The organism is Sphingosinicellaceae bacterium, from assembly GCA_019285715.1.
In the GTDB taxonomy this organism is placed as follows: domain Bacteria; phylum Pseudomonadota; class Alphaproteobacteria; order Sphingomonadales; family Sphingomonadaceae; genus Glacieibacterium.
The window spans coordinates 344189-357889 of sequence record CP079108.1; the positions used below are offsets into that span (position 1 = coordinate 344189).

The window sequence follows — 13701 nt, forward strand, 5'->3', positions numbered from 1 at the left end:
CTAACGTGGCTTTGGGACTGAAAATATTATCTGTGTCCACAAACGCGGTCCGGCAGTTACGCTTCTCGTGCCGACGGCTGGGCCGGCGGGAATGCAGGAAAGGCCGAACGGTCGCCTGCCTGACAAGGGGTTGCCTCGATGCGGACGTGCAGATCGCTGCTACTGGGCGTGGTTTCGGCCGGCGCGCTGGCGTCCGGTGCGTTGACCAGCGGCGCGATGGCGACCGATGCGCCTGCCGCATCCGCGCGAACGCCTGACGGTTCGGCAGCACCGGAGATCGACGAGATCGTGGTGACGGCGCGCCGGCGGGTCGAGAACCTGCAGACGACGCCGGTCTCGGCGACGGTGCTGTCGGACACCCAGCTAACCCAGCAGAACATTCGCAACTTCCAGGACCTGCGTGGCGCGGTGTCCAATCTCGAGCTCGTGCCCCTGCTGTCGGGCGGCACCAGCTTCACGATCCGCGGCATCGGGCAGACCTTCAATCAGGTGAACTCTGACACCAAGGCCGGCTTCTACGTCGACGAGATGTACGTCAGCCGGCTTGAGGGCAACGACCTCTATTTCTACGATATCGCCTCCCTGCAGGTGCTCAAGGGGCCGCAGGGTACGCTGTTCGGCAAGAACACCACCGCCGGTGCCGTGCTGCTCACCACCCAGCGCCCGACCGACGAGCTTGGTGGCTACGCCCAGCTGCGGGGCGGCTCCTACAACCGGATCGATTCCGAAGGCGCGGTCAACGTGCCGATCGCCGACGGCATCTCCAGCCGCTTCAGCTTCCGTACCCAGAACGTTGACGGCTACATCAAGCACGTGCTCGACAACGACCGCAGCGGCGACATCGACAACCGCTCGGGCCGCCTGCAGCTGCGCGTCGACAAGGGGCCGCTGACCGTCGACCTGCTCGGCGAGTACGACTGGTCGCACACCGACGGCGGCGCGACCATCCCGGTAGGCTGCCTGCCCACCGCCGGCTACATCCAGAACTACGACACGCTGCACAGCGTGCCTTATTGCACCGCCTATCCAGTACTCGGGAAGGACTACACGGTCTATGGCGGCGCGACCCTGACGGCACCGACCAGCGCGCTCGTCACCGACCTCGCTGCGGGCGGCGATGCGGGGGCGGGGCGCTACGTCGGGCGCGGCCCGTTCAACAACACGGACGCGACAACCCTGAATGCGCGGATCAACTATCAGCTGAGCGATGCGGTCGCGCTGCACTCGGTCACCGCCTACCGCCGGTCGCGCGCCACATTCTACACGCCCGTCGACGACACGCCGAACGATATCTACGCCGAGTACGACGCCACCCGCAGCAAGCAGTTCACCCAGGAACTGACCATCGGCGGCACCGCTCTCGACGAGCGCCTGAGCTTTCTTGCCGGGCTGTATTACTTCCGCCAGAAGACCAGCTTTCTGCAGGACACCGGGCCGGACTGGATCGATCCGCTGGGCTACATCTACGACGCGTCGCTCAAGTACGAGAGCTATGCGGTGTTCGCGCAGGGGTCTTTCAAGGTCACGCCGAAACTCGAGCTGACGCTCGGCGGCCGCTACACCCACGACCGCAAGACCGGGGCGAGCTATGTCTTCTTCGCCGACAACGGCGCGACCTTCCTGTACAACGGCGTCCCAACCCAGTGCGCCTATTTCACCGGCGACTTCCTCGGTGGCCTCAAGAATTGCGCGGGCGCGCCGTTCACCGCGCGCGAGCGGCACAGCTGGCACGGCTTCGATCCGAAGCTGCAGCTGTCGTACCAGTGGACCGACGGCCTGTTCACCTACGTCACCGCGGCGCACGGCTATAACTCGGGCGGTTTCAACCAGCAGCTCGGCTCGCAGCCGGCGGACGGTCGCTTCCCGTCGTTCTACGATCCCGAGAAGCTGTGGTCCTACGAGGGTGGGATCAAGGCCGAGTTGTTCGATCGCCGGGCGATCGTCAGCCTGTCGGGGTTCTACCAGAAATACAGCGACATCCAGTCGGGCGTGAACATCCTGGTCGGTAACATCTCGACCCGGCAGGTTCAAAGCGCGGCATCGGCGCACGAGGCGGGGTTCGAAGGCGAGTTCGTGCTGCGCCCGATCCACGACCTGACCCTGCGCGGCAACGTCGCCTATCTCACCCAGGGCTACGACAGCATCCGGCCCAACGCCGTGACGCTGACGCTCGACACGCCGGTCAACTCGGCGCCCAAGTACACCTTCAGCGTCGCCGCCGCGTACGACCTCCATGTCGGTGCAAGTGGCACGGTGACGCCCAGCGTCGACGTCCGCGGCGTCGGTGCGAAGCCCGCGTGCCAGTCGGGGGCCGACTATGTCTGCCGGCTCCCCGCCTATGCGCTGGTCGGCTTCCGCGTCGATTACGTGCCGAGCGCGGACAGCCGTTTCCGGATCGGAGTCTACGGCACCAACGTGCTCGACAAGACCATTCAACTAGCCCGCACCGGCTATTTCGGTGACTTCGGCATCGACCGCTTTACCCCCGGACGGCCGCAGGAATTCGGTGCCGAGGCCTCGGTGCGGTTCTGACGCGGCGGGTTTCGGTGTGCCGCGGCCGCCATGCGGGCGGAGGGCAAATTGTCCGGGTGGATCAGGCAGACCGTCCGCGCGGCTGTAGATGTACCGGATCACTCCGGGACAGTGTTTTGAGACTCGGCCAGACCCGCATCGATCACCACTGCCGGCCAACCTCCGCCGCAGCGGGGTGACCGCTTTCATGGCGACTGATTCGACGTCGCGCGAACGAGCGGGGCGAGCGCGATGTTCACCGTCTTCACTTGTATTACGCCGATCCTGCGCGAGGCGACGCAGGCCTTAGGTCACCGCGATGCTGGTGACGCATGGCCTGGGGCTGACGGTCGGCAACTGGCTCGGCGGGCGCTATGCCGATCGCTCGGTCGACCGGATGCAGATCGTCACGCTGGCAGCGCTGGCAGTGATCCTCGTGGCCTTCGCTCTGCTGATGTCGTTATCCGCGACGGCCGCCGTGACACCGCCGCCACCGCCTTCCTCGATCCCGTGCGCAGCCGGCCTAACCTTGCCGTCGTTACCGGGGCGCTGGCGCTTCGGCTGTTCGTCTCGCGCACCGGCTGCGACGGTGTCGAGGTCGCGATCGGCAACCGTAGCGTGCATGTCGCCGCCGCCGAGACGATCCTTTCGGCGGGTGCGATCGACTCTCCGCGGCTGCTTATGTTGTCGGGTGTCGGCGATCCCGATGCCCTCGCGGTCCACGGCATCAAGCCCGTCGCCGCGGTCCCCGGGGTTGGCCGGTCGCTGCAGGATCACCCGCTGATGGCGGGGCTGTGTTTCAGCGCCAGGCGACCGGTCCCCGCCTCGCACTATAATCATTGCGAGACGATGGTGATCGCCAGCAGCGGCAGTTCGCGCGGCTCCGCCAATCTCCAGCTGATGGCCTTGTCGGTGCCGTTCCTGCTGCCCGATATCGGCCCGCCGCCGCCCAACGCCTTCTCGATCGTGCCCGCGCTGATGCAGCCGCGCAGCGTCGGGACGCTCACGCTGGCCAGCGCCGACCCGTGTGCGGCCGGGGTCATCGACCCCAATTATCTCGCCGAGGAGTCCGACGTCGCGACCCTGGTCGAGGCGGTCGAGCTTGCCCGGGCCATCGTTGCCGACAAGGCGATGGCCGACTGGGTGGCGACGGAAGTCTATCCCGGCTCCAGCGTCCACGGCGCAGCGCTCGCCGCCCACATCCGGCGCAGTGCGTCGCCGTTCTTCCATCCGGTATCGACTTGCCGGATGGGGCGCGCCGACGATCCTTTTGCCGTCGTCGATCCGCAGTGCCGGGTCAAAGGCGTCGCGCGCCTGCGTGTCGTCGATGCCTCGGTGTTCCCGTCGATCCCGCAGGCGATGACCAATGCCGCCACGCTCGCGCTCGCCGAGCGCGCCGCGGATCTCATTCGCGGGCGCGTCGCCGCTTAAAAACGCGCACCGTGGCTATTCGACGAGGACGACCTCGCGCTCGGGCGTCCTGGTCTCGCGCGCGATCAGTCGCCTAAGCACGCGCCGGGCATGCAGCGCGGCCCGGTCGCCGACGTTCACCGCCGGCCGCATCTCGAGGATATCCCACTGGTCGCCGATGTTGGCCTGCAGCGCCTCGATCATCAGGCGGTCCTGGGCGAAGGCATAGGCCTGTGCCTTCGCCCAGAACGGCACCGAATTGACGTTGTCGACCGCGGCCTTGATCGCCGCCCCGTAGAAATAATGTGCAGTCGTGGCGGTCTCCGGCGTGACGCAGTTGACGTTGACGATACCGCTGCCCTCCGACCTGTCCGCACCGGGCGGCTTCACGCCGACGTCGAGGATCATGTTGCTTGCCGGCGCCCAGTCCATGTCGAGCCAGAAATCGACGTTGCCCTCCATCCAGGGTTGATTGATGATCGCGCGCCAGGCCGGTACCGCCGGGGCCGAGGGGCTAAGCCAGCGCTCGGTCACGCCGTCCGGTCGCAACTCCGTGTCGTTGACCATGTTGCCGATCATCTCGGGGTTGCCCAGTACGTCGCCGTGGACGAAGTTGATGTGGGTCAGGTCGAGCAGATTATCGACCAGGAACAGATAGTTGGCCTTGACGTGCAGGTACGAGGTCTGCCCGTTCCAGTCGGGGCTGTCGCAGCAATGATAGTCGGGAATATCGCTCGGGTCGGCCAGGCCGGCGTCGCCCATCCAGATCCACAGAAAGCCGTGCCGCTCGACGATCGGATAGCTCCTGACCTTCGTGCGCGGCGCGATCGGCAGGGCGGCCTGGGTCGGGTTGGCGATGCAGGTGCCTTGGCCGTCGAAGGTCATGCCGTGATAGCCGCAGGCGATGCCGTGGGCCCCGACCTGCCCCGCCGAAAGCGGCGCGAACCGGTGCGGACAGCGATCCTGCAGCGCGGCAGCGCGCCCGTCGAGCGTGCGGAACAGCACGATCTTCTCGTCCAGCAGCGTCCGCGCGACCGGACCCAGGCGGGTGATTTCATGGGCAAGCGCGGCGACATACCAGCAGGATCGAAGATACATCGGTAAGCCCCTCCAGATTCGCATGCATGCCGCATGTCTGGTTTTCGGAAAGGACGATATGCCCGGCATGGACGCCACGCCTAAACCGGCTCTGATCGCCACGCGAGAACTGGCGCTCGCCGGGCGATACATGGGCAGTCGTCGAGCGCCCACTCGAACCGTTCCGCAGGCATTTCAATCTTCGTGACCGCAGATTATTTTGCTGGGTAACGAACGCCATGCGGCGCCCAGCGGACTTTAGTCGGGTGGACGTGGCGATACTCCTGGTCCGGGATGAATCCATCGCGGTTCGGCATGCGAACCGCGACGAGGCTGGCGCGGTCCAGACGCGCGGTGTCGGGCACGATGCCGTTGAGATTGAGCAGGTAGGCGACGACGGCATAGGTCTCGTCGGCGCTGAGCGAGCCGGGTGCCTGGTAGGGCATGGCGCGGCGAATGTAGTCGAACAGGGTTGTCGCATAGGGCCAGTAGCTGCCGATCGTCTTGATCGGCTTGTCGGTCGCCAGGCTGCCCTTGCCGCCGACCAACCGGTCCTTGGGTCCACCGACGCCGGCAACACCGTGGCAGCCCTCGCAGTTGGTCTGGAAGAGCTCGCGACCTTGTGCGGCGGTCCCCGAGCCCGGCGGTAGCCCCTGGCCGTCGGGGCGGACATCGATGTCCCACAATTGCTGTTCGGCCGGGCTGGGCGCCCGCCCGAAGTCGGGGTGGCTTCCAGCGACGGCAGCCACCGGGAGCGCGAGGAGGAGCGCCGCCGTTGCGTTGCTAAACCAGGACATTGGTCACCCTTCCGCTCTCGTCGATCGCCCAGGTCTGCTGGGCGTTGTAATGAAACAGCGCGTTGGTCCCGACGCGGTCGATCAACTGCTGCCGGGTCGGCTGGACATCGCCGTGCTCGTCGGTCGAGCGGCTCAGGATCCGGGCGGGACGACCGTCCCAGTCCCAGTCGCAGCCGAAGCGGGTCTGTGCCTTCGGCAGGACCTGTCCTTCGAGCGTCGCCTGACGCCACGACTTGCCGCCGTCGGTGCTGACGTCGACCCTCGCAATCCGCCCGTGCCCGCTCCAGGCGAGGCCGGTGATGCGCTGATAGCCACGAGCGATCTGCATCGTGCCCGAGGGCGAGGTGATGACCGAGTTGGCGTCCATGTGCAGCTGGAACTGCTGGGCGCGCCCGTCCGCCAGCAATTGCGTGTAGCGCGCCGTCTCCCACCGCGTCATCCACGGCTGGTCGCCGAACTTCAGGCGACGCAGCCACTTGATGTTGACGTTGCCCTCGCAGCCCGGAACGATCAGCCGCATCGGATAGCCGTGGGCCGGCCGGATCGGCTCGCCGTTCTGCCCGTAGGCGATAAAGGCCTCCGACATGATCTCGTCGGTGAGCGGGATGCTGCGGGCCACGCCGGCCGCATCGTCGCCCTCCGCCAGCATCCAGGTGGAGCTGCTCCGCCGCCCGACCAGCTCGGCGAGGTAGGCGAGCGGTACGCCGGTCCACTCGTTGGTGCTGACCAGCCCATGCGTATTCTGCACGGTGACCATCGGGTCGGCACGCTTCCAGTTCTCCCAGCCGTTGCCCGTGCACTCGAGGAACACGGTGCGCGATACCGACGGCATCGCCATCAGGTCCTGCAGCGTCAGGACGCGCGGCCGATCGACGAAGCCATGGACCAGCAGGCGGTGTTTCGCGGGATCGAGGTCTGGAACGCCGGAATGGCTGCGCTCGTAATGCAGGTCGGTCGGCGTCAGGTTGCCGACGAGCTGTCCGATCGGCGTCTTGGAATTGATCGCATCGGCGGGGTCGACGTTGCGGACGCCCGGTCCAGCCTCCGGCACCCGGCTCAGCTTGACGAACCCGGAGCGCTCGCTGTGCGCGCCGAGCTCGGCCCCGGGCTCGCGGGGTGGGACGTCGGCCAGTGTCTCGGCACCCGCGCGTGCCGCCGCCGCTGCGCCGCCGAGAGCGACCGACGCGACGAGGATGTTGCGGCGCGATACCGCGCGCTCATCGGTGCTTTTTGCTCGCGTGTCATCCGACATGGCTGCTTCCCCCTGATCTAGTCGCGCTGGCTAAGCAGGAACGCGACGACCTCGGCGCGGCGCTGCGGTTCCTTGAGACCGGAATAGGTCCTGCGAGTGCCGGGAACCGCGACCGCGACCGCGCTGATGAAACGGTCAAGCGTTGCCGCGTCCCAGCCATCAGGCCGCCGCCGGGCCGCCCGGTAACTGCATCGAGCGCTGTTGCCACGCTCGGCTCCTGGATCGGCACAGCTCATTGCTGCCCGGCAGCGCGCTCGATCAGCCGTGTCACTTCATGCGGATGCGAGATCATCACGACGTGCGACGCCCCCTTGATCTCGACGGTCTGCTTCGCGCCAGCGCGCTTTGCCATGAAGGCGTGCAGCGCTGCAGGTATATTCCTGTCGAGCGAGCCGTAGATGAACCAGGACGGGGTCGTCTTCCAGGCGGTCTCCCCGGCGGCGTCGTTCAGCGCCGCCTCGGTGACCGGGCGCTGCGTCGCCGCCATCTGCATCGCTGCCGGCTCGGGCACGTCGGCGGCGAACTGCTGCCAGTATTTTGCCGGATCGATGTAGAGGTCCTTGTCGCCGCTGGCCTGCACGACCGGCGGGGCCAGCGCCTGGCCGAGCGTGCCGGTCGGGAAGCGCGCGCCGAGGCTGGCGGCGCTTTCACCGGGCTCGGGGGCGAGGCCGGCGACGAAGACCAGTCCCTTGACGTTGGCCGCACCGCTCGCCGCGACCGCGATGACTTCGCCGCCGTAGGAGTGGCCGACGAGCACGACCGGACCGGCGATCGACTTGACGATGCGCGCGAGATAGTCCGCGTCGCCCGCGAGGCTGCGCAACGGATTGGCGGCGGCGATGACGCGGTATCCGTCGGCCTCGAGATCGGTGACGACCGCATTCCAGCTCGACGAGCCGGCGAAGGCACCGTGGACGAGCACGATCGTCGTCGGCTTCGTCGGGCTTTTCGCGACCGCTGGACTTGCAGCCCACAAGACGGTGCCAAGCAAGGCGGCGGTCATCAACCTGGTCATGATCCGGTTCCTATCGAGCGTTGCGTTCGGAGTGGTTGACGCATTCGGTGGCGATACCCACACCGCCTGCGCCATGATTATGTTCGACGCCGCCCTCAGCTGCTGAGTGTTCGCAGTTCGCCGCGCGCCACGCCGAGCAGGGTCCGCACGAGCAACCCGGCTATGACGGCCGAGGCGAGTGCCAGCACGGCCATCGCGACGGCATCGGTGAACAGACCCGGCCGGGCATCGGCAAAGCGCACTGCGGTCGCAGCCGAAGCCGCCAGCGGGAAGCTGACCGCCCACCACGACACGCGGAACGGGCAGCATCGACCGAGCAGGCGCAGCCGGCCGAGCAGGACGGTGAGAATGAACAGCGTCAGCGCGTACAGCGCCTCGGCGAAGATATCGACGCTGCCGGTCGTCGCGACATAGGCGGAAAAGCCGACCGCGAACGGCGCGACGAGGATCAGCAAGGTTGGCTGCAGGGCGTCGGGCAATGGTGTCTCAAACAGCAGCCGCGTGAAGATCATCGTGAACAGCGGCACGGCGAAAAACAGCCCGATCGCCACGCAGCCCACCATCAGCTCGTGCAGCGGCGGCAAGCCGAGCCCGGGCAACGCCAGCGGCACGTCCAGCAGGCCGACGACCGGCACGATCCACGCCGGCGTCGCTTGCTCGACCTGCTGACGGTTGCCCATCCAGCGATCGATGATCAGCCAAGCGAAACCGAGCATCAGGACCACTCCGACGATCCACATGCCTCGGGCGAGGCGGAGCGCCACCGGTGCAAGGACGATCGGTAGCAGCAGCAGGCTGATGATCATTGTCCCGAACAGATTGCCCGCGATCGGGTGGTGGAATTCGGCGCGCACGGCGTCGGGAGCGGCAACCGCCTTGACGAGGTACGCGGTGCCGACTGCCGCGAACGCCAGCACTGCGAGGACGGCAATGGCGTTCGCGACCCAGTCCGGCGCGGCGTAGCGCCCGGCGGCGAGCCGCCAGGCGACGCTGAGGCCCGACAGGCCCATCACCGAACCGAACAGCGCGACCGGCAGGTATTCGAGCGGCCGGGTCGTGGCGCCCGATGGTGACGAGCCGACTTCGCGCTCGATCTGTGGCACCAGTTCGAGGCCGGGCGGCTCAGCCATCGTCAAAAGCCCAGTTCGGTCAATCCGGCGTGGTCGTCGGGGCGGCGTCCGAGCGGCCAGTGGAACCGGCGCCCGGACGGCTCGATCGGATGCTCATTGATGCTGGCGATCCGCCGCCGCATCAGCCCGTCGTCGTTGAACTCCCAGTTCTCGTTGCCATAAGCGCGGAACCAGTTGCCGCTGTCGTCGTGGTATTCATAGGCGAAGCGCACCGCGATCCGGTTCCCGGTGAAGGCCCAGAGCTCCTTGATCAGGCGGTAATCGAGCTCCCGCTGCCATTTCCGCGTCAGAAAACCCTCGATCGCCGGGCGTCCGGTGACGAATTCGGCGCGGTTCCGCCAGACGCTGTCGACCGTATAGGCAAGCGCCACCCGGGCCGGGTCGCGGCTGTTCCAGCCGTCCTCGGCGAGGCGAGCCTTCAGCGTCGCGGAAGCCTCGTCGAACGGCGGCAGCGGCGGGCGGGTGTCATGCATGGCCTTCGCCTCCATCGACGAACAGTTCCGATCCGGTCACGAAGCTGGACTCGTCGGAGGCGAGAAAGAGGGCGGCACGCGCGATCTCGTCGGGGTCGCCGACGCGCGCCATTGGGACGCCGAGCGCCATCTGATTTAGCAATTCCCGCTGGTTAGCCTTGTCGGGACCCGCCAATCCGACCAGCCCGGGAGTAACCGTGGGTCCGGGGACCAGCGTGTTGACGCGAATATTGCGACCCTTGAGGTCGATCATCCAGTTGCGCGCGAGCGCGTGGACCGCGGCTTTGGAGGCCGAGTAGACGCTGAAACCCGCGGTTGCCTTGGCTGCCGCCGTCGACCCGGTCAGGATGATCGAGGCACCATCGGCGAGCAGTGGCAGTGCGCCCTGCACCGTGAACAACGTGCCCTTGACGTTGCGGTCGAAGGTGTCGTCGAAGTGTGCCTCGCTGATCTCCCCGAGCGGTGACAGTGCGCCGCCGCCCGCGTTAACGAACAGCACGTCGATGCGCCCGAAGTCGGACCCGATCCGGCTGAACAATTGGTCCAGTTCGGAAAGCTTGGCGGAATCGACCTGTAATCCGGTTCCGCCCGGAATCTCGGCCAGCGCCGTGTCCAACACCTCCCGGCGCCGGCCGGTGATCATCACCGTCGCGCCTTCGGCCGCGAACAGTTTTGCCGTGGCAAGGCCGATGCCCGATGTGCCACCGGTGATCAGTGCGATCTTGCCTGTCAGTCTGCCCATGCGGTCCTCCCGTGCGAACTCGGAACGCGCGAAAGACGTCGGATCACGATGACCCGCCGTGCGGTTCACCAGGATAGACGCAACCGCTTTGGAAATCCCCACTGCCAAATCGTACAAACTTCGGTTAACGTCCCATTCCCAGGGGTGGGCACGACATTTGCGGGGATTTGCGGCATCGGTCTGGCTGGCGACTACCGCGGTGGCGATGCCAGCCGCGGGTGCCGTCACCGTCCCGCGCTTGGCGCTTCCGGCAGGGAGCCTGTCGACCGCGCTGACCGACCTGGCGAAGCAATCCGGCATCGACATCCTGTTTTCCGAAGCGCTGATCGGTGCTCGCTCAAGTCGCCCAGTGAACGGCAGGATGACTGTCGAGGCGGCGCTCGCGACCTTGCTGGCAGGCACGAAACTCGGCTTCCATCGCACCGGCGATGGGGCCTTCGTGATCAATGCGATTGCCGACGCGCCCGCACAGCCGCTCGAGCCGGTCGCAACCATTCCGGAAATCCTGGTCGTCGGTCATCGTGCGCAGAACGGCGATATCCGGCGCACCGAAGACGATATCCAGCCCTACCAGGTGTCGACCCGCCGCGAGATCGAGGACGCGCACAGCGGCGACATCCAGGGCTTCACCCGGTCGCGCCTGCCCGCGAATGCGCAGATCGCCAGCCCGGCGCAGGACTCCGGGACCGGCCTGGGTTCGACGCGGTCGGAGATCAACCTGCGCGGCCTCGGGCCGACGCAGACGCTGATCCTGGTCGACGGTCGCCGGATGCCCAGCTTGCCGGGGCTGCCCTACGCATTCGACCAGCCCGATATCAACGGCATCCCGATCAATGCGCTCGACCGGATCGAGACGCTGACCGCGACGGCGGGCGGCATCTACGGCCCCGGGGCAACCTCGGGCGTCGTCAACCTGATCCTCAAGCGTGACTATCGCGGCGCGGAGGCTAGCATCACCAGCGGGCTGACGACGCGCGGTGACGCGCCCGAGCTACGCCTGGAAGCGCGCCTCGGGTTCACGCCGGACCATGGTCGGACCGACATCATGTTTGCGTTCAGCCGCAGCATCAGCGGCGACCTGCGCGACGGTGATCGCGACTTTGCCGAGCGCGCGCGACGCCAGCGCTATGCGAACGATCCGGAGGCAGCGCTCGGCGATCTGCCGATCGGGAATGCGATCAACATCGTTGCCGACGAGAACCTGGTGCTCAAGTCCGAGCAGGGCGGCATTGCTCTTGGCAGTCGGATCACGTCGCTGCCGGTCGGGCTCGACGGTAACGCGAGCCAGCGGAACGCCTTGCTGGCCGCCAATGCGGGACGGATCGATCTCAGCCTACCCAACACGGCCAACGGCGCCCGCGATGATATTGTCAGCCGGCCAAGCCGGCGCGCCATCCTGTTCAACGCGCGGCATCGTTTCGGAAGTTCGGGAATCGAGGCGATAGTTGATGTCATCGATACCCGTGACGATGGCCGGCTGAACGGCCCAGCCAATGTCATCGACAGCACCATATCCGCTGACAATCCCACCAATCCGTTCCAGCAGGATGTCCGCCTGTCGCTGCCGATCGATCAATTCAATTCGGTGACGTCGTTCCGCATCCACGTCCTGCGCTACACCGGCGGTCTGGTGATCCCACTGCCATGGCAGTGGCGTGCCAATCTGGAATATACTGGCGGCTTGGCCACGAGGGTTTTCCGGGACAGATCCACCGAGATCAGCGGTAATTTCTACGCCTATCGACTAGGCATCCCCGAAGAGGGCCAGCCGCCACTGGACCCGTTCGGCAACTGGGCCGAGTTCGTCGGCAATCTAAGAAGTTATGTCGGTGTCTTGAAGACCGAGCTCTCGCAGACCAGCCACCTCGCCGACGGCACCTTGCGCATGGCCGGGCCGCTCACCGTACTTCCCGGCGGCACCGCCACACTGACGGTTCTCGCGGAACAGCGCCGCGAGCGGCAGCCCGCAGGCGTCTATAATTACAATTCTGCCGACAGTATGTTTCAGTCGAATACCCCCCGGATCGCGCAGCAGACCCGATCGCTATCGGGCGAACTCCGGCTGCCGGTATCGGGCCAGGGCGGCTGGCTCCGTGAACTCGACCTGCAGCTCGCGGTGCGCGCTGACCAGGTCGAAACGACGCTTCCCGCGACCGTCATACCCACCGCGGTGAACGCGCTGCCGTTCAACAACCGCAACACGGCGCTCGCCTACACGCTGGGTGCCCGGTTCAAGCCGCTCGACGGCTTGATGGTGCGCGCAAGTGCCTCGACCGGGGTGTTGCCGCCATCGATTGCGCAGTTCGGATCGCACATGGGGCTTGCGGCGAGCAGCGATCACGACCCCAAGCGGGGTGGCGAGCAACTTGGCAGCGAAGAATTGTACACCCTTGTCCAGGGTGGCTCGGCCACATTGAAGCCCGAGCGGGCGCGGAGCCTTTCGGCCGGTGTCGTCCTGACCCCGTTCGGCGACCAGGGGCTTCGGGTCTTGGCGGATTTCACGCGCATCGACAAGCGGAACGAAATCGGCGCGATTCCGGGCGTCACCGTCGCTGGCCTGCTGAGTGACGAGGCAAAATACCCGGACCGGATTACGCGCGCTCCGCTCTCCGCCGGTGACGCCGCGCTTGGCTATACAGGCGGCATCGTGACCCGCATCGACCTGACCTCCGCCAATATCGCGCGCAGCCGCATCGACGCCGTCGATCTTACGCTCGACATGCCTTTCCAGACTCGGCGCTACGGCAGTTTTCGCGTTTACCTGAGCGCGACGTGGCAACCGACGTACTGGCAACAGGCCGAAGCCGGCCAGCCGCTGCGGCAGCGGATCGGCTACAGCGACGGGCCACTGGCCTGGCGCGGCAATGGCGGCGTCGACTGGTCGTCAGGCCGGCTGCGGCTCGGATTGAATGGACAGTTCTACTCGCACTACCGGGTCATCACATCGGATGATGCCCAGCCGGACGAGCAACTGCTCATTTATCAGGGTCGGTCGCATATTCCCGCGCAATTCTACCTCGACCTCTCGGGAGCGTACACGTTCGTCGACGGCGCGGGCGGGCTCGTGCCGCGCGGCACGCAACTGCGCGTCGGCATCCTGAATATCCTCGATCACCGGCCGCCGACCGTCGCCGAACCCTATACCCAGGGCTACAGCTACTACGGCGACCCGCGCCGCCGGCGCTTCGAACTGACTATCACAGTGCCACTCAGCAGTTGATATGGCGGGGAGTGAGGATTTCCGCGCTGCGTGCGTCATCCTAGGCGCCACCACAGGGACACCGAAGCCACGCT

Annotated in this window: 11 protein-coding genes; 3 read left to right on the forward strand and 8 right to left on the reverse strand. The window is 66.5% G+C overall.

What is annotated here, in order from left to right; genetic code table 11:
* Positions 1-216 precede the first annotated feature (216 nt).
* Complete coding sequence (locus KX816_01725; protein ID QXQ08347.1) at positions 217-2532, forward strand: TonB-dependent receptor; 2316 nt, start codon at positions 217-219, stop codon at positions 2530-2532.
* 231 nt (positions 2533-2763) lie between these two features.
* Positions 2764-3942 carry a GMC family oxidoreductase N-terminal domain-containing protein gene (locus tag KX816_01730; GenBank protein ID QXQ06813.1) on the forward strand — a complete coding sequence of 393 codons (1179 nt, stop codon included), beginning with the start codon at positions 2764-2766 and terminating at the stop codon, positions 3940-3942.
* A 15-nt stretch (positions 3943-3957) separates the two neighbouring features.
* Here KX816_01730 and KX816_01735 read toward each other — a convergent pair whose 3' ends face one another.
* The 8 genes from KX816_01735 to KX816_01770 all read right to left on the reverse strand — a co-directional run bounded on the left by KX816_01735 (position 3958) and on the right by KX816_01770 (position 10407).
* Complete coding sequence (locus tag KX816_01735; GenBank protein QXQ06814.1) at positions 3958-5019, reverse strand: aromatic ring-hydroxylating dioxygenase subunit alpha; 1062 nt, start codon at positions 5017-5019, stop codon at positions 3958-3960.
* A 194-nt stretch (positions 5020-5213) separates the two neighbouring features.
* A complete protein-coding gene (locus KX816_01740) occupies positions 5214-5795 on the reverse strand; it encodes a cytochrome c (GenBank protein ID QXQ06815.1) in 582 nt (193 codons plus the stop codon).
* Positions 5782-7047 (reverse strand): sulfite dehydrogenase, encoded by a 1266-nt coding sequence (soxC, locus tag KX816_01745; GenBank protein QXQ06816.1) that lies wholly within the window; start codon positions 7045-7047, stop codon positions 5782-5784. Before soxC ends, KX816_01740 begins: the two co-directional genes overlap by 14 nt.
* A 17-nt stretch (positions 7048-7064) precedes the next feature.
* On the reverse strand, positions 7065-7283 hold the full coding sequence (locus tag KX816_01750; GenBank protein ID QXQ06817.1) for a hypothetical protein: 219 nt from the start codon (positions 7281-7283) through the stop codon (positions 7065-7067).
* Complete coding sequence (locus tag KX816_01755; GenBank protein ID QXQ06818.1) at positions 7280-8062, reverse strand: alpha/beta hydrolase; 783 nt, start codon at positions 8060-8062, stop codon at positions 7280-7282. Before KX816_01755 ends, KX816_01750 begins: the two co-directional genes overlap by 4 nt.
* Before the next feature lie 95 nt (positions 8063-8157).
* Positions 8158-9192: an SLAC1 anion channel family protein gene (locus KX816_01760; GenBank protein ID QXQ06819.1), complete on the reverse strand. Its 1035-nt coding sequence runs from the start codon at positions 9190-9192 to the stop codon at positions 8158-8160.
* A gap of 2 nt (positions 9193-9194) precedes the next feature.
* Complete coding sequence (locus tag KX816_01765) at positions 9195-9665, reverse strand: nuclear transport factor 2 family protein (protein QXQ06820.1); 471 nt, start codon at positions 9663-9665, stop codon at positions 9195-9197.
* Positions 9658-10407, reverse strand: coding sequence for an SDR family oxidoreductase (locus tag KX816_01770; protein ID QXQ06821.1), 750 nt, complete (start codon positions 10405-10407; stop codon positions 9658-9660). The genes KX816_01765 and KX816_01770 overlap by 8 nt, the downstream gene beginning before the upstream one ends.
* Before the next feature lie 199 nt (positions 10408-10606).
* On the opposite strand from KX816_01770, the gene KX816_01775 reads away from it, so the two are divergent.
* Entirely contained in the window at positions 10607-13627 is a 3021-nt protein-coding gene (locus tag KX816_01775; GenBank protein ID QXQ06822.1) for a TonB-dependent receptor, read from the forward strand.
* Positions 13628-13701 lie beyond the last annotated feature (74 nt).

Excerpts from the sequence above, each read along its gene's own strand:
- KX816_01725 (QXQ08347.1), top strand. The coding sequence starts at position 217 with ATGGCGACCGATGCGCCTGCCGCATCCGCGCGAACGCCTGACGGTTCG.
- KX816_01730 (QXQ06813.1), top strand. The coding sequence starts at position 2,764 with ATGTTCACCGTCTTCACTTGTATTACGCCGATCCTGCGCGAGGCGACG.
- KX816_01735 (QXQ06814.1), bottom strand. The coding sequence starts at position 5,019 with ATGTATCTTCGATCCTGCTGGTATGTCGCCGCGCTTGCCCATGAAATC.
- KX816_01740 (QXQ06815.1), bottom strand. The coding sequence starts at position 5,795 with ATGTCCTGGTTTAGCAACGCAACGGCGGCGCTCCTCCTCGCGCTCCCG.
- soxC (QXQ06816.1), bottom strand. The coding sequence starts at position 7,047 with ATGTCGGATGACACGCGAGCAAAAAGCACCGATGAGCGCGCGGTATCG.
- KX816_01750 (QXQ06817.1), bottom strand. The coding sequence starts at position 7,283 with ATGAGCTGTGCCGATCCAGGAGCCGAGCGTGGCAACAGCGCTCGATGC.
- KX816_01755 (QXQ06818.1), bottom strand. The coding sequence starts at position 8,062 with ATGACCAGGTTGATGACCGCCGCCTTGCTTGGCACCGTCTTGTGGGCT.
- KX816_01760 (QXQ06819.1), bottom strand. The coding sequence starts at position 9,192 with ATGGCTGAGCCGCCCGGCCTCGAACTGGTGCCACAGATCGAGCGCGAA.
- KX816_01765 (QXQ06820.1), bottom strand. The coding sequence starts at position 9,665 with ATGCATGACACCCGCCCGCCGCTGCCGCCGTTCGACGAGGCTTCCGCG.
- KX816_01770 (QXQ06821.1), bottom strand. The coding sequence starts at position 10,407 with ATGGGCAGACTGACAGGCAAGATCGCACTGATCACCGGTGGCACATCG.